This window comes from Streptomyces sp. NPDC005791 (assembly GCF_042871485.1).
Lineage (GTDB): Bacteria > Actinomycetota > Actinomycetes > Streptomycetales > Streptomycetaceae > Streptomyces.
The window spans coordinates 173,742-189,468 of the sequence record NZ_JBIAIP010000007.1; the positions used below are offsets into that span (position 1 = coordinate 173,742).

Sequence of the window (15,727 nt, forward strand, 5' to 3'; positions counted from 1 at the left end):
GCCCGAGGTCTCCGTGCGGCCGTGTGATTGACTCGTCCGCATGGCCCCGTCTCCACATCCGCCCGTCCGGCCGTGACCGATCCGAGCGCGGTCACCCGGCCCCGTAACCGCAAGCAGCTCATCGTCGACGCGGCCGGCCGGGTCTTCAGCGAGCACGGTTACCACGCGGCGTCCATGGAGAAGATCGCCGCCGGCGTGGGCATCACCGCGGCGGCTCTGTACCGGCACTTCCCGAACAAGTACGCGCTGTTCGCCGCGTGCGCCGACGTCATGACGGACCGGCTCGTCGCCGCGCTCGACGAGGTGCCGCCCGGGGCGCCCCTGGCGGACGTGCTCACCGCCGTGACCCGGGTCACCGTCGCGCACCGCGCGTCGGGCGGCGTGTACCGGTGGGAGGCCCGGTACCTCGACCGCGACGACCGCCGGCGTCTCGTGGAGCAGTTCGGTCGCGTCGTCGGGCGGGTCGACGACGCGGTGCAGCGCGCGTACGCGCGGCCCGACGGCCGCCTGCGGGCCGTGGCGGCCCTCGGTGCGATCGGCTCGATCACGATGCATCACACCTCGATCGCTCAACGCCGCGCCGAGGACCTGCTGTCGGCGTCCGCGCTGCGCGTCGCCGCGACCGATCCCGCGGGGCCCCGGAGGAAGGGCGCGGAATCGGTCGAGCTGCCGGCCCGGCCGGTGCCGCGCACGCGGCGGGCGGAGATCCTCGCGGCCGCCGTTCCGCTGTTCGCGCGGGACGGGTTCGCCAGCGTCACGAACGGACAGATCGCGGAGGCCGTGGGGCTGGCTCCGTCGGCGCTCTACCGCCACTACCCCGGCAAGGTGGACATCTTGGCGGCGGCGTGCCTCCAGGCGGCGAGACTCCTCGCCCAAGGGGTCGAGCAGAGCCTGCACGAGGTGACCGGCCCGCACGACGCCGTTGTCGCGCTGGCGGCGACGTACGTGGCCTACAGCTTCGAGTACACCGCGCTGAACAGTGTCGCCGAAGCCGAGCTCGTCGGCCTCCCGGCCGATCTGCGGCGGCCCCTGGCCCTCGCCCAGCGTGAACACATCGCGGTCTGGGAGCAGCAGTTGCGGCTGGCCCGCCCGGAACTGGACCCGCGCCAGGCCCGGGTGCTGGTGCACGCGGGGTTCGGCGTGGCGGTCGAGGCCGGACGGGCACTGCGGTGGCTGGACAGTCCTGACCACCGTGACGCCGTGACCGCGTTGGTCGTGGGCGCCCTGGGTCTCTGAAGCACCTCTGCCGGGCGCCGCCCGGTGCCCGCCCCGCGGCGCCACTGCCGGGGACGGACCCGCGGGATCGGATCGGCGGATCAGCCCGGCCTGTTCCCGGTCGGGATCGTGATCGGGGTGGTGGTCGAGGAGGAGCCCTTGTTGAGGAACAGCATGGCGAGGGACCGGACGAACTGGTCGAACATGTAGAAGGCGCCGGGCATGACGGGCGACAGTCCCTCGCGGAACAGGATGAAGGCCGGCCACGCGGTACGCACCAGGGCCGCTGCCGCGTAGTCGCGCGGCAGTCTCAGCCAGTCGCCGACCTCGTTGCTCAGGGCGTAGCGCACGAACTCGTTCAGGAACCCGCGCGTGACGCCGAGATCGATCTCCGCGGTCAGTCCGAGCAGCACCTCGGCCAGGTCGAGGCCTTCGGGCGTCGGGGCGAGGATGGGGGTGAGCACCTGTGCCGACTGGGCTTCCGCGGCCGCCCAGGTCTTGGGGATGTACTCGGCCGGCACGCCGAGCAGGTGGATGGCGACCTGCCACGCGTGCAGGAAGGCCTCCTCGTCCGCGGCTGACATCGGGATCTTCCAGTCGAGCATCTTCCTGTGTACGTAGGTGCCCAGGCTGTGGAAGGTGACGAGGATGTCGGCGGCGCTGATCGGGATGTCCTGGTCGGCGCCCGCCTTCCAGTGCGGCGACTGCGGCAGCAGGTGACGGACCGCGCCGTGCACCAGTCGCGTCTTGTTCGCGGTGACGACGAACTGCCCGGTCGGCTTGAAGGCGTCCAGCTGGGACAGGTCGTAGCCGAAGGTGAACGTCTTGGCCGCACGGTCCTTCATGTCGGCGCCGCCGAAGGACCAGTAGACACTTCTGGCCTCGCGCGGGATGACGGTGCTCATGATCCCGCTGCCGAGGCCGTACAGCATGAACAGGTAGGTGTCCTTGCGCCGGTTGAAGTCGGCGGCGCGGGCCAGCTTCACCGGGTCGGCCCACGAGGGCAGCCTGTTGACCGTCCGCAGATGCGCGGTGAGGTCGGCCGGCAGGCCGCTGGGCAGCGCGTCGCTGTTGTTCACCCACGTCGCCATCGCGGCGTTGACGGCCGGAACCTGGCCGTTCTCGAGCAGCGACGCCATCAGCGGGTCCGTGGCGCTGTCCCAGATGTACTCCGGATCAGCCCCCGTGCCGGTCCCGGCCACCGAGTCCGCCGACGCCCACGCCCAGGCCCTGGTCGGGGCCGCCACACCCACGAGGCCGAGTGCGACCCCGAGGGACAGCACATCTCGTCGATTGAGATTACTCATTCACTTACCCACTTCCCGACTGGACCGGACGGCGTCACGCGCCCTTTATGACAAGCCGATTGTGCTGTCAGCACGTGCGAGATGCCGCTGAGTAGTGTGATTCGCCATTAACATAGCGAGCCACGTCACCGTGGGCAATGGTGGTGACCGAGGCCGATGACCCCGACCTCGGCACCATGTGGACGAGTCGACGCCGCGACGCCGGGCAGGGCCCGGAAAGCGCTCTCTCCCCACGTATAGCGGTCCGGTAACAACCGCCTCAGGCTTCACCCCTGTCCCGTAAAGTGCGAGAGGAAGGCTCTCTTGAACACGTTCAAGAGGGCTCCTGGGAGGGGGACTGCACAGATGCGCAGTGGAGCGAAGGTCGCCGTCGTCGGCGGGGTGTTCGTACTCGTGGCCGGAGGGCTCGGATACGGCGTGTACGACGTGGTGCTGGGAGGTGGGGAGGCCGGGGGGACGGAGACCGCCTCCAGCTCCTCGGAGGTGAGGACCGGGCCGCCGGGCAAGGAGGAGACCGAGGAGACCGCCGAGAAGTTCCTCGAGGCGTGGGCGTCCGGCGACGCGTCGGCAGCCGCCCTGCTCACGAACAACGAGACCGGCGCCGAGCCACTGCTGGCCGGCTACGCGGACGAGGCCCACGTCACGAAGGCGGTCATCACGCCGGGCGCCGCCGTCGGCACGAAGGTGCCGTACACGGTGAAGGCCACGGTGGCGTACGAGGGGAAGACCAAACCCTGGTCGTACTCCTCGGAGTTGACCGTGGTGCGTGGCCTGACGACCGGCAAGGCCCTCGTCGACTGGCAGCCGGCGATCATCCACCCGCAGCTGACCGAGGGCGCGGTGCTGAGGACCGGCAAGTCCTCGACGGCGACGATCGAGGCCGTCGACCACGACGGCAAGGTGCTGGACAAGGAGACCTATCCGTCGCTCGGCCCCATCCTGGACAGCCTGCGCGAGAAGTACGGCGACAAGGCGGGCGGTTCCCCGGGCATCGAGACCTGGATCGAACCGGCGGACGAACAGCTTCCGGACACCACGCTGCTGACGCTCGCCAAGGGCAAGCCCGGCAAGCTGCAGACCACGCTCGACGCGGGCGCACAGGCGGCGGCCGAGAAGGCGGTCAAGCAGTACAGCGGGGCGTCGGTGGTCGCAGTGAAGCCGTCCACGGGTTCGATCCGCGCCGTCGCCAACAACCCTGCGACCGGCTTCAACGCGGCGATGCAGGGCGTCCAGGCGCCCGGCTCCACGCTGAAGATCATGACCGCTGCGATGCTCCTGGAGAAGGGCCTGGTCACGGCGAACGGCCCCGCGGAGTGCCCCAAGGAGGTCCTGTACCAAGGACGCACGTTCCACAACCTGGACCACTTCGAGCTGCCCGCCTCCAGCAGCTTCACCACCAGCTTCGCCCGCTCCTGCAACACGGCTTTCATCAAGCTGATCGACGACACCAAGGACGACACCGCGCTCGCCGCGGAGGCCCGTGACGTCTTCGGCATCGGCCTCGACTGGAAGACCGGAATCACCTCCGTCGACGGCAAGGTGCCCGAGGAGACCGGTGGTGAGGCGGCGGCCCAGTACATAGGCCAGGGCACCGTCCAGATGAACGCGCTCAACATCGCGTCCATCACGGCGACCGCCCGCACAGGAACGTTCCGTCAGCCGGTCATCGTCCCGCAGTCCCTGGACGGCCGGCAGCTCGCCACCGCCTCGCGCTCGTTGTCGCAGAACGTCACCGGACAGCTGAACGACATGATGCGGGCCACCGCCTCCTGGGGCACCGGCAAGGCCGCCATGGCCTCGGTCGGCGGCGACAAGGGCGCCAAGACGGGCTCGGCCGAGGTCGACGGGCAGGCCACGTCCAACAGCTGGTTCACCGGTTTCAGCAACGACCTCGCGGCAGCGGCGGTCGTCCAGTCCGGCGGCCACGGCGGCGACGCGGCGGGCCCTGTGGTGGCGGCGGTGCTGCGCGCGGGCTCGTAGAGGGTGCGGCGTGCCCGTGGAAACGAGGAGGCGTCACAGCGCCGACCGTACGGCCCGCACCAGGGCCTGGGCACGGGGATCGGCGGTGACGCCCTTCTGCAGACCGTTCGTCACATAGCCGAACGCGATGCCCGTCTCGGGGTCGGCGAAGCCCAGCGATCCCCCGCGGCCAGGGTGCCCGAACGACCCGGGGCCGAGCAGCGGCGCGGCCGGGCCGTGCAGCATGTAGCCGAGGCCGAAACGGGTGTTGACGACCAGCACCCGGTCCGGGCCCGCGGATTCCTCGGTGCGGGCCAGGGTGAGGGTGGCGGGGGCGAAGAGGCGGTGGCCGTCGACCTCGCCGATCATCGCGGCGTAGCAGCGGGCGAGCCCGCGTGCCGTGGCGGCTCCGTTGGACGCGGGGAGTTCGGCGGCGCGGTAGGCCGGGGCGTTCTCGTCGGGGAAGGGGTCGATCGCTCCGAAGGCGCGGCGGGTGAGGGAGTTCGGGTCGTTGTAGGCCTCGACGACGGAGCGTTTGGGGCGCACACGGAGTGCGCCGCCGCCTTCGGCCGGCGGGGGCTCGACGGGGCCGATCCGTCCGATCCGGTGCGCCTCGTCGGCCGGGAGCCCGAACCAGAAGTCCAGGCCGAGCGGCCGGGCGATCTCCTCGGCGACCCAGCGGCCGATGGTCCGCCCGGTGACCCTGCGCACCAGTTCGCCGACGAGCCAGCTGTAGGTCTGGGCGTGGTAGCCGTGGTCGGTTCCGGGGTCCCACTGGGGCCGTTGGGCGGCGACGGCCTGCGGCCCCGACACCCCGTCGGCGGCCTCCTGGGGCGTCAGCACGGTGTCGAGGGCGGCCAGCCCCGCGCGGTGGGCCAGGAGGTGGCGTACGAGGACGCGTTCCTTGCCGTTCGCCTTGAACTCCGGCCAGTACGTGCCGACGGGGGCGTCGAGGTCCACCTGCCCCCGCTGGTGCAGCAGCAGCGGTACCGCGGCTGCGATGCCCTTCCCCGCCGAGCGGACGATCTGCACGGTGTCCACGGCCCATGGTTCGGTGCCGTCGACGTCGCGTGTACCGGCCCACAGGTCAACGACCTTGCGGCCGTGGTGGTAGAGGGTCACGGCCGCACCCCGCTCGCCGCGCTGTTCGAAGTTACGGACGAAAACGTCCCGTACCGCCTCGAATCCCGGTGTCACCGTGCCCCGTACATCCACGCCTGCTCCCGCGCTCCCGCTCATGCCCCCATGGTGCAACGCGCCTCAGGGGGAACGGGTGCCGGGTCACCTTCTGTTCATGGACGCGGCACGGACACGGAGCGCGGGTCGAAGCCGAAGGGCAGCTCCAGCCGGTGGCTGCGCATGAGCGCGTCGTCGCACAACAGGTCCTGCGTACGGTCGTCGGCGGCGATCACCCCGTCGCTGAGGACGACGGCGCGTGGGCAGAGTTCGAGGGCGTACGGCAGGTCGTGGGTGACCATCAGCACGGTGACGTCCAGGGAGCGCAGGATGTCGGCGAGTTCACGGCGTGAGGCGGGGTCCAGGTTGGAGGAGGGCTCGTCCAGGACGAGGATCTCCGGCTCCATGGCGAGGACGGTGGCGACGGCGACCCGGCGGCGCTGGCCGAAGGAGAGGTGGTGCGGGGGCCGCGCCGCGTACTCCTCCATGCCGACCTGCTTGAGCGCGTCCATGACCCGCTCCTCCAGCTCCGGGCCGCGCATCCCGGCCGCGGCCGGGCCGAACGCGACGTCCTCGCGGACGGTCGGCATGAAGAGCTGGTCGTCGGGGTCCTGGAAGACGATGCCGACGCGGCGGCGGATCTCGGCGAGGTGGCGTTTCTCGACAGGCAGGCCGGCGACCCGGACGGTGCCCGCTCCCGCGTCGAGGATGCCGTTGAGATGGAGGACGAGGGTGGTCTTGCCCGCGCCGTTGGGGCCGAGGAGCGCCACGCGTTCACCCCGGGCCACGGTCAGGTCGACGCCGAAGAGGGCTTGGTGGCCGTCGGGGTAGGCGTAGGCGAGGCCGCTGACCTCGAGGGACGGCGCGGGGGCGGTGGGCAGGCTCATAGCGTCCATCCCAGCAGACACACGACGAGGGCGAGCACGGGGAGTGTCGCGGCGTACGCCCACTGGGTGCGGGTGGCGGTCACGTCGTCGATCACCGGCAGGGTGCCGGTGTAGCCACGGCTGACCATCGCGAGGTGGACGCGTTCGCCGCGTTCGTAGGACCTGATGAAGAGGGCGCCGGCCGTCTTGGCGAGGGCGCCCCAGTGCCGTACGCCGCGGGCCTCGAAGCCGCGGGAGCGGCGGGCGATCGACATCCGGCGCAGCTCGTCGGTGATGACGTCGCCGTAGCGGATCATGAAGGACGCGATCTGGACGAGCATCGGGGGCAGCCGGAGCCGCTGGAGGCCGAGCAGCAGGGAGCGCAGCTCGGTGGTCGAGGCCAGGATCACCGAGGCGGCGACGCCGAGGGTGCCCTTGGCGAGTACGTTCCAGGCGCCCCAGAGGCCCGGGACGCTGAGGGAGACGCCGAGCAGCTCGGTCTGCTCGCCGGGCACGACGAACGGCATGAGGAGCGCGAACGCGACGAACGGCACCTCGATGGCCAGCCGCTTCAGCAGGAACCCCGCGGAGAGCCCTGCCGCCGCCGCGACGGTGACGAGCAGCACCGCGTAGAGCCCGAAGGCCCAGACGGCTTCGCGGGGGGTGGAGACGACGACCACGACGAAGCAGAGGACGGCGGCGAGCTTGCAGTGCGGGGGCAGGGCGTGGACGGGTGAGTGCCCGTGCCGGTAGAGCGTGTGGGCGTGGCCGGCGCCCATCAGGCGGACCCGCCGGTGCGGGATGCGGGCGTCTGCGGCGTACGGCGCCGGTGTACGGCCCAGAACACGCCGCTGCCGACGACGACGGTGGCGCCGACGCCGATCACTCCGGCGAGGCCTCCGGAGAGGCGGGCGTTGTCGACGTCCTCGACACCGTAGTCGGCGAGCGGGGAGTCCGCCGCGCCGTGTTCCTGGACCTTCTCGTCGATGCCCTTGTCGGCGGCGACCTTCTCCAGGCCGTCGGGGCTGGCGGAGGCGTAGAAGGAGACGAAGCCCGCGAGGACGAGCGCGGCGGCCAGGCCGGCTGCCCAGACCGTGCGCGTGGAGCGTGCGGGAGCGGGGGTTGCTGCGGCCGGTGCGGCCGGTACGTCGATGAGGTCGCCGCCGACCCGGAGCTTGAGCGGGGCGGCCAGTGACCGGGCGCCGTGCACGAGGTCGGGTCGCACCGCGATCACGGCGCCGACGGTCAGCGCGGTGATGGCCGCCTCCCCGACGCCGATCAGGACGTGGACGCCGACCATCGCGGTGAGGACCTTGCCGAGCGGTACGTCGGTGGTCCCGCCGATCGCGTAGATCAGGGTGAACGCGACGGCGGCGGCCGGTACGGAGACCAGTGCGGCCACGAACGCCGAGACGGTCGTCGAACGGCGGGTGCGGGGCAGCACCCGGGTCAGCCCGCGGAAGACCGCGTAGGCGACGACGGTGGTGACGACCCCCATCACCGTGATGTTCACGCCGAGCGCGGTGAGACCTCCGTCGGCGAAGAGGATGCCCTGCATCAGGAGGACGACCGCTATGCAGAGAAGTCCGGTGTACGGACCGACCAGGATCGCCGCCAGTGCCCCGCCCAGGAGGTGGCCGCTGGTGCCCGCGGCGACGGGGAAGTTCAGCATCTGCACGGCGAAGACGAAGGCGGCGACGAGCCCGGCCAGGGGGGCCGTCCGTTCTCCCCCGAGTTCACGCCGGGCGCCCCGGAGACCGACGGCGACCGCACCGGCGGCGACGACACCTGCGACGGCGGAGACGGGTGCGTCGATGAAACCGTCGGGTACATGCATGGAGTGGCTCCGCTTTCGGGCGTTACTGCTGGCGGGGTCGGAAAACGCTCCATGATAGTGCCCTGTTGCACATAGTTCGCAAGAGCACAGAGATCACAACTAACCCCGGTCCCGACGTGCCCAAACGGGAATATATGGGACATTAGGGGGAGAGATTTTCACACAGGAGGAGCCGGACATGTCCCTCACGATCCAAGAACACGCCCGTGCCCGGCTCATCACCGACGGCCCCGACCCCCGGCTGGTCCCCGTCGAACTGCGCTGGGACCCCCAGGAGCCGGAGACCGTCCGCGTCCGGCTCCCTGGAGGCGTCGAGTGGTCCTTCGGCCTCGACCTCCTGGAACGCGGACTGCGCTCCCCCGCCACTCGCGGCGACATCCGCATATGGCCGTGCGGTCGCGCCCAGCTGGTCCTGGAACTGCATGCGCGGGAGGGCGTCGCCGTCTTCCAGTTCGACAACGCCCCCCTCATCCGCTTCCTGTCGCGGACCCGCGCGAGGACGGCGGAGCGCCCGCCCGCCGCCCCGGCCACCGCCGGCAGCGCCTGAACGGAGCGGAGAGCCCTCGTGCCGTGTGCACGAGGACTCTCCGTCGCCCCGGCCCCCCGTCCCCACAGGTAACCGGCGCTCCGGGGCCGTGCTCCGCTCAGGCACGGGCCCCGGGGTCAGGGGGTGTCAGACGCGAGCCGGCTCCCGCTCCCCGCCGCGGGCCGGGCCGTCGGCGAGGTTCTTGCGCAGGCCCTCCCCCTCCACGTCCACGTCGGGCAGGACACGGTCCAGCCACCGCGGCAGCCACCAGGCGTGCTTGCCGAGCAGGGCGAGCACCGCCGGCACGATGGCCATCCGCACCACGAAGGCGTCGAAGAAGACGGCGATGGCCAGCGAGAAGCCGATCATCTTGATCATCGATTCACCGGAACCGATGAAGCCGGCGAAGACGGCCATCATGATCACGGCGGCTGCCGTGACCACCCGGGCCCCGTGACGGAAACCGGTGACGACCGCCTGGCCCGGCGTCTCCCCGTGGACGTAGGCCTCACGCATCCGGGTGACCAGGAAGACCTCGTAGTCCATCGCGAGACCGAAGACCACTCCGACCATGAAGATCGGCATCATGCTCATGATCGGACCGGTCTGCTCGACCCCGAAGAGCGAGGCGAGCCACCCCCACTGGAAGACCGCGACGACCGCGCCCAGGGCCGCGACGACCGAGAGCAGGAAGCCGAGGGCCGCCTTCAGCGGTACCAGCAGCGAGCGGAAGACCACCATCAGGAGCAGGAAGGCCAGTCCGACGACGAGCGTCAGGTAGGGCAGCAGCGCGTCGTTCATCTTCTCCGAGAAGTCGATGTTCATCGCTGTGGCGCCGGTGACCAGCACCTCCGCACCGGTGTCGCCCTTGACGTCCGCGCCCGCGTCACGGATGGAGTGGACGACGCTCTCCGTGTCCGTGGAGCTCGGCCGGTCCTGGGGGATGACCGTGATGGTCGCGGCGTCGCCGGCCTTGTTGAAGACCGCCGGGGTGACGGCGGCGACGTGGTCGATGCCCTCGATCTCCTGGGAGACCCGCTCGACCGCGGTCCTGCCGTCCGTGCTGTTCGTCGTGTCCACGACGACCAGCAGCGGGCCGTTGAACCCGGGGCCGAAGCCTTCGGACAGCAGGTCGTACGCCTGGCGCTGCGTGGTGCTCTTCGGCTGCGCACCGTCGTCCGGCAGACCCATCTCCAGCGAGGCGGCGGGTACGGCGATGGCTCCCAGGCCGATGACCCCGGCCAGCAGCACCCACACCGGCCTGCGCAGCACGAACCGCGCCCAGCGGGTGCCCATGTTCGGCTTCGCCTCGGGCGTGTTCTCCGCCTCGGCGGCCTTGCGCGCCTTGCGCCCCATGATCCGCTTGCCCGCGAAGCCCAGCATCGCCGGCACGAGCGTGAGCGCGATGAGGACGGCGATCGCGACCGTGCCCGCGGCGGCGAAGCCCATCTTCGACAGCATCGGGATGTTGACGACCGCGAGGCCCACCAGCGCGATGACCACGGTCAGACCGGCGAAGACCACCGCGGATCCCGCGGTGCCGACGGCCCGCCCGGCGGCTTCCTCGTGTTCCCGGCCCTCGGCCAGCTCGGCGCGGTAGCGGGAGACGATGAACAGGGCGTAGTCGATGCCGACGGCGAGGCCGATCATCATCGCGAGGGTGGAGGTGGTGGTTCCCAGGTCGAGCACGTTCGCCAGGGCGGTGATCAGCGAGACACCGATCCCCACGCCGATGAGCGCGGTGAGCAGCGGCAGCCCCGCGGCGATCAGCGATCCGAAGGTGATGACCAGCACCACGGCGGCGACGGCGACCCCGATGACCTCGGTGACCCCGGTCTCCGGCATCACCTGGAGCGCGTCACCACCGATCTCCACGGTCATTCCGCTGCTCTGCGCGGCCTCGCCCGCCTCCTTGAGCGCCTCACGTGTCCCGTCGGTCAGTTCCATGGAGCTGACCTCGTAGGAGACGGAGATGTACGCGGTCGAGCCGTCCTCGCTCACGGCGTTCGCGGTGTACGGGTCGGCGACCGAGGCGATCTGGTCCGAGCCGGACTTCAGCTCACCGACGATCCCCTGGATCTCGGCCTTGTTGGCCGCCGAGGTGACCTTCTCGTCCCCGGGTGCCTTGAAGACGACCCGGGCGGTCGCGCCGTCGGCGCTGCCTCCGGGGAAACGTTCGTCCAGCAGGTCGAAGGCCCGCTGGGCCTCGGTGCCGGGGATCGAGAACGAGCTGGAGGTGGCGGTGGACGCGGAGGCTGCGCCGAAGCCGGCCAGCGCCAGCAGCGCCACCCAGAGCAGAGCGACGTAACGGCGGCGCCGGAAGGCGAGCCGTCCCATTTTGTACAGGAATGTGGCCACGGAGGGTGTACTCCCGGTCAGGTCGTGGAGTGGAAGAGGGCGTGAGGAACCAGCCCGACGACGAGAGCGGCGTGTCAGGTGGAGCGTCGGAGAGACGGGGCGTGCGGGAGTCGCACGGGAAGTCCGCGCGCGAAGGCGTACGGAAGGTCGTGCGGCAGGGTCGAGAGGACGTCAGACGCCGAGGGCGGGGAACACCACGGAATCGACGTAATCGGTGAGGAACGCCTGGTCGACGGGCTGGCGGTCCACCAGTTCCCGGGCGGCGAAGGCGCCGATCATCATGTGTGACACATAGGGGAGCGCCGGATTGTCCGCACGCACTTCCCCTCTGGCCACGGCCCGCTGGAGCAGCACACCGAGACCGGTGATCTCCGGCTCGATCAGCAGGTCCCGCAGCGCCTGGAAGAGATCGGGGTTGTTGTGGACGGCATGGCTCAGACCCCGCATCAGCGCGGAGTTCTTCTCCATCTGACAGTCGTCGGTCTGCGCCATCACGGCGAAGACATCACCGCGGAGCGAACCGGTGTCGACATCGGCAAGGTGCACCGGCTTGTTGTGCCGGAGTGCCTTGACGACCAGCTCGGCCTTGCTCCCCCACTGGCGGTAGAGCGTGGCCTTGCTGGAACGGGTGCGGGCGGCAACGGCGTCCATGGTCAGGGCTTCGTAGCCGACCTCGCCGAGCAGATCGAGCACAGCGGCGTACAGCTCGCTCTCGCGTTCGGGCGTGAGCCGGCTGCGTGCCATGGTCGACCTCCTCTTCTTTGCGCCAGCTGGATAGTACGTCAGCCGAAGATCGACTAACGGAACGAAACTGTTTCGTACACTTTGAAGGTACCCCCCTCCCGAGCGAAACGAAACTGTTTCGCTTGTGTGCTGCACCACAAGTTGCCGCGGGCCCTTCGCGCGGAAAGCATTGGAGGGTGAGTGACGACGTCGCGTATCTCCGTTTCCCGCACCTCCACGACGACTTGCTCTGCTTCGCGGCGGAGGACGACCTCTGGGTCTCCCCTCTCGCCCCGGCGGGGCAGCGGCCCGGCCGGGCGTGGCGGCTGACTGTCGACCGGACCAGGGTCGGTCATCCGCGTTTCTCGCCCGACGGCAGCCGTATCGCCTACACGACCTGGCGCACGCTCGATCCAGAGATCCATCTCGCCCCCGTCGACGGCGGGCCCGCCCGCAGACTCACCTACTGGGGTTCCACCGACGCCCGGGTCTGCGGCTGGAGCCCCGACCCCGGCGACGCGTCCCAGATCCTCGCCGTCTCCTCGCACAACCAGCCGTTCTCGTACTTCTCCTGGGCGTACAGCGTCCCCACCGACGGCAGCCCCGGCGGGAAACTCCCGTGGGGGCCGGTGTCCGACATCGCCGTCGCCGACATCGACGGCGAACGCCGCACCCTGCTGCTCACCGGAAAGCCACCGCACGAGCCTGCCGCCTGGAAGCGGTACCGGGGCGGGGCCACCGGCCGGCTGTGGCTGCACGGCGAGCGCCTGCTGCCGGACATCGGCGGGCACCTGGACGCGCCCATGTTCGTGGGACGCCGGATCGCCTTCCTCTCCGACCACGAGGGCGTCGGCAATCTGTACTCCTGCCTGATGGACGGCAGCGACCTCCGCCGGCACACGGACCACGACGCCTTCTACGCCCGGCACGCCTCCAGCGACGGCACCAGGGTGGTCTACCAGTGCGGCGGCGACCTGTGGCTGGTCGACGACCTGGAGACGCCGGACGCGGCGCCCCGGAAGCTGGAGGTGCGGCTGGGGGGACCGCGGACCGGCCGGCGTACGCACCAGGTACCGGCGTCCAGCCACGTCGACTCGCTGTCCGTCGACGAGACGGGCCGCGCGAGCGCCGTATCGGTGCGCGGCAGCCTCTACTGGCTCACCCACCGGGACGGCCCCGCCCGCACGATCGCCGACACCCCGGGGGTACGGGTCCGGCTGCCCGAGATGCTCGGCAGCAGCGGCCTGGTCGCGTACGTCACGGACGCGGAGGGCGACGACGCGATCGAGATCGCCTCCCTCCCCCGGGCCAGCGGCGCCCGCCCGCCCCGCCGGCTGGCCGCCGGGCGGCTCGGCAGGGTCCACGAGCTCATCTCCGACCCGGAGGGCGAGCGGCTCGCCGTCGCGTCGAACGACGGCCGTCTGCTGCTCCTGGACACGGCACGGGACGCGGAGACCGGGGCGGTCGACGTCGTCGAGGTCGTCGAGGACCTCGACAGCGGTCACGTCGAAGGCAGCCTCGTGAGGACCGGGGCCGGGGACACCGCGGAGGTCACCGAACTCATCCGCTCCGTGAACGGCCCGGTCCGCGATCTGGCGTTCTCCCCGGACGGCCACTGGCTGACCTGGTCGCACCCCGGCGTCGGCCGGTCCCTGCGCCAGATCAAGCTGGCCCGGATCACCGGCCCCGACGCCCCGGTGACAGTCGATGTCACCAACGGCCGTTTCGAGGACGAGAACCCCGTCTTCACGGGCGACGGCCGCTATCTCGCCTTCCTCTCCTGGCGCGGGTTCGACCCGGTCTACGACGTCCACACCGGCGACCTCTCCTTCCCGCTGGGCTGCCGCCCGTATCTGGTGCCCCTCACCTCGGCCACCCCCTCCCCCTTCGCCCTGCTCCCGGACGGCAGGCCCGCGGCGGGCGGCCTGGACCCGGTGGACACCCCCGAGGGCACGGTCGAGGGGCCGACGGTCCTGGTGGAGTTCGAGGGGCTCGAGAACAGGGTGACCCCGTTCCCGGTCTCCGCGTCGAAGTACTCCGGGCTCCAGCCGGTCAGCGGCGGCGGTCTCGTCTGGCTGCGCTGGCCCATCTCCGGCGCGCTGGGCGAGACGTTCGCCAACCCGGCGGACATGTCGGGCCGGCCCACACTGGAACACTTCAACATCGCCAAGGCCCGCAAGACCGAACTCGTCGGCCACCTGGACTGGTTCGCGGTGAGCGGGGACGCTACCCGGCTGGTCGTCATGGACGACGGCGAACTGCGCGCCGTCCCCTCCAACGAGCCCGGTGACAACGACACGACGGTCTTCCTCGACCTGCGCCGCATCCTGCACGACGTCGACCCGGCGGCCGAATGGCGACAGGCCTACGGGGAGGCCGGCCGCATCATCCGGTCCTACTTCTGGGAACCGGACATGTGCGGCGTCGACTGGGACGGCGTACTGGAGCAGTACCGCCCGCTGGTCGAACGGGTCGCGTCGCCCGACGAGTTCGCCGATCTGCTGCGCGAGGTCCTCGGCGAGCTGGGCACCTCCCACGCGTACGTCTCGCCCGCCCGCCGCAACGAGGGCCCCCCGCACTACCAGCGGGCGATCGGACTGCTGGGCGCCAACCTCGTGTGCCGGGACGGCGACTGGATGGTGCGGCGCATCCTGCCGGGCGACTCCTCCGACTCCAAGGCCCGGTCGCCGCTCGCCGGGACGGGGATCCGGGAGGGTGCGGTCCTCACCCATGTCGACGGCAGGCCCGTCGACCCGGTGGCGGGGCCGTACCCGCTGCTGACGGCTGCGGGCGGCACCACGGTGGAGCTGACGTTCCGCCCGGCCACGGGCGAGTGCGGGGGCCGCTCCCGCCGTATAGCGATCGTCCCCCTGATCGACGAACGACCGCTGCGCTACCAGGACTGGGTGGCCAAACGCCGCGAAGTGGTACGGGAGTTGAGTCACGGCAAGTGCGGCTATCTGCACATCCCCGACATGGGCGGCTCCGGCTGGGCCCAGTTCAACCGCGACCTGCGGCTCGAGGTGTCACGTCCGGCGCTGATCGTGGACGTACGGGGCAACGCGGGTGGCCACATCAGCGAGCTGGTCGTCGAGAAGCTCACCCGCACGATCCTCGGCTGGGACCTGACCCGCAACGCCCAGGCGGTCAGTTACGCGTCCAACGCGCCCCGGGGGCCGGTCGTCGCCCTCGCCGACGAGGCGACCTCCTCCGACGGGGACATGATCACAGCGGCGTTCCGGCTGCTGAAGCTGGGGCCGGTGGTGGGCCAGCGCACCTGGGGCGGCGTGGTCGGCATGACCGGGCGGCACCGGCTCGGCGACGGCACGGTGATCACGGTGCCGATGAACGCGGCCTGGTTCGACACGTACGGCTGGTCCGTCGAGAACCACGGGGTCGAGCCCGACCTGGAGGCACTGCGCACCCCGCTGGACTGGGCGGAGGGCCGCCATGCGGTGCTGGACGACGCGGTCAGGGTGGCCCTGGACCTCCTGGCCGCCCACCCGGCAGCCACACCCCCCACGTACGACACGGCCCCGAACCTACGCAGGCCACCGCTGCCTCCGAGATGACCCCCGCAACCAGCAAACAAGCCCCGCAGGACCGAACAAGCCACTCCGGGGCCCAGCCAAAACAAGCCCCTCCGACGACTGAGGAGCGGGGCCCGGGGCCCAGCCAAAACAAGCCCCTCCGACGACTGAGGAGCGGGGCCCGGGGCCCAGCCAAAACAAGCCCCTCCGACGACTGAGGAGCGGGGCCC

11 protein-coding genes are annotated in these 15,727 nt (G+C 71.0%); 4 read left to right on the forward strand and 7 right to left on the reverse strand.

Going from position 1 to position 15,727, the window contains the following annotated elements; all coding sequences use genetic code 11:
* Positions 1-27 precede the first annotated feature (27 nt).
* Positions 28-1,236: a TetR/AcrR family transcriptional regulator gene (locus tag ACFYSH_RS16145; protein ID WP_388753018.1), complete on the forward strand. Its 1,209-nt coding sequence runs from the start codon at positions 28-30 to the stop codon at positions 1,234-1,236.
* Positions 1,237-1,316: 80 nt separating this feature from the next.
* Here ACFYSH_RS16145 and ACFYSH_RS16150 read toward each other — a convergent pair whose 3' ends face one another.
* Positions 1,317-2,522, reverse strand: coding sequence for an oxygenase MpaB family protein (locus ACFYSH_RS16150; RefSeq protein ID WP_388753021.1), 1,206 nt, complete (start codon positions 2,520-2,522; stop codon positions 1,317-1,319).
* A 345-nt stretch (positions 2,523-2,867) separates the two neighbouring features.
* Between ACFYSH_RS16150 and ACFYSH_RS16155 the strand changes: the two genes are divergently transcribed.
* Complete coding sequence (locus tag ACFYSH_RS16155; protein ID WP_359478194.1) at positions 2,868-4,502, forward strand: penicillin-binding transpeptidase domain-containing protein; 1,635 nt, start codon at positions 2,868-2,870, stop codon at positions 4,500-4,502.
* Positions 4,503-4,535: 33 nt separating this feature from the next.
* On the opposite strand, the gene ACFYSH_RS16160 is transcribed toward ACFYSH_RS16155, so the two are convergent.
* The 4 genes from ACFYSH_RS16160 to ACFYSH_RS16175 all read right to left on the reverse strand — a co-directional run bounded on the left by ACFYSH_RS16160 (position 4,536) and on the right by ACFYSH_RS16175 (position 8,360).
* A complete protein-coding gene (locus ACFYSH_RS16160; protein ID WP_388753316.1) occupies positions 4,536-5,696 on the reverse strand; it encodes a serine hydrolase domain-containing protein in 1,161 nt (386 codons plus the stop codon).
* Positions 5,697-5,773: 77 nt separating this feature from the next.
* Positions 5,774-6,544 (reverse strand): ABC transporter ATP-binding protein, encoded by a 771-nt coding sequence (locus tag ACFYSH_RS16165; RefSeq protein WP_359478197.1) that lies wholly within the window; start codon positions 6,542-6,544, stop codon positions 5,774-5,776.
* The gene (cbiQ, locus tag ACFYSH_RS16170) at positions 6,541-7,302 is read right to left on the reverse strand and encodes a cobalt ECF transporter T component CbiQ (RefSeq protein WP_388753025.1); all 762 of its coding nucleotides are present in this window, start codon (positions 7,300-7,302) and stop codon (positions 6,541-6,543) included. The genes ACFYSH_RS16165 and cbiQ overlap by 4 nt, the downstream gene beginning before the upstream one ends.
* A complete protein-coding gene (locus tag ACFYSH_RS16175; protein ID WP_388753028.1) occupies positions 7,302-8,360 on the reverse strand; it encodes an energy-coupling factor ABC transporter permease in 1,059 nt (352 codons plus the stop codon). Before ACFYSH_RS16175 ends, cbiQ begins: the two co-directional genes overlap by 1 nt.
* A gap of 178 nt (positions 8,361-8,538) precedes the next feature.
* Between ACFYSH_RS16175 and ACFYSH_RS16180 the strand changes: the two genes are divergently transcribed.
* On the forward strand, positions 8,539-8,907 hold the full coding sequence (locus ACFYSH_RS16180) for an SsgA family sporulation/cell division regulator (RefSeq protein WP_388753031.1): 369 nt from the start codon (positions 8,539-8,541) through the stop codon (positions 8,905-8,907).
* Positions 8,908-9,033: 126 nt separating this feature from the next.
* Here the strand turns inward: ACFYSH_RS16180 and ACFYSH_RS16185 are convergent, their stop codons facing one another.
* Both ACFYSH_RS16185 and ACFYSH_RS16190 read right to left on the reverse strand, forming a co-directional pair.
* Positions 9,034-11,244, reverse strand: a complete 2,211-nt coding sequence (locus ACFYSH_RS16185) for an MMPL family transporter (protein ID WP_388753034.1) — start codon at positions 11,242-11,244, stop codon at positions 9,034-9,036.
* 171 nt (positions 11,245-11,415) lie between these two features.
* Positions 11,416-11,988, reverse strand: a complete 573-nt coding sequence (locus ACFYSH_RS16190; RefSeq protein ID WP_388753037.1) for a TetR/AcrR family transcriptional regulator — start codon at positions 11,986-11,988, stop codon at positions 11,416-11,418.
* A 176-nt stretch (positions 11,989-12,164) separates the two neighbouring features.
* Here ACFYSH_RS16190 and ACFYSH_RS16195 point away from each other — a divergent pair, with 176 nt between their 5' ends.
* Positions 12,165-15,539, forward strand: coding sequence for a S41 family peptidase (locus ACFYSH_RS16195; protein ID WP_388753040.1), 3,375 nt, complete (start codon positions 12,165-12,167; stop codon positions 15,537-15,539).
* Positions 15,540-15,727: the final 188 nt, after the last annotated feature.

Bases quoted from the DNA above. Each gene is read 5' to 3' on its own strand.
- ACFYSH_RS16180 (WP_388753031.1), top strand. From the start codon at position 8,539: ATGTCCCTCACGATCCAAGAACACGCCCGTGCCCGGCTCATCACCGAC.
- ACFYSH_RS16155 (WP_359478194.1), top strand. From the start codon at position 2,868: ATGCGCAGTGGAGCGAAGGTCGCCGTCGTCGGCGGGGTGTTCGTACTC.
- ACFYSH_RS16175 (WP_388753028.1), bottom strand. From the start codon at position 8,360: ATGCATGTACCCGACGGTTTCATCGACGCACCCGTCTCCGCCGTCGCA.
- ACFYSH_RS16165 (WP_359478197.1), bottom strand. From the start codon at position 6,544: ATGAGCCTGCCCACCGCCCCCGCGCCGTCCCTCGAGGTCAGCGGCCTC.
- ACFYSH_RS16190 (WP_388753037.1), bottom strand. From the start codon at position 11,988: ATGGCACGCAGCCGGCTCACGCCCGAACGCGAGAGCGAGCTGTACGCC.
- ACFYSH_RS16150 (WP_388753021.1), bottom strand. From the start codon at position 2,522: ATGAGTAATCTCAATCGACGAGATGTGCTGTCCCTCGGGGTCGCACTC.
- cbiQ (WP_388753025.1), bottom strand. From the start codon at position 7,302: ATGGGCGCCGGCCACGCCCACACGCTCTACCGGCACGGGCACTCACCC.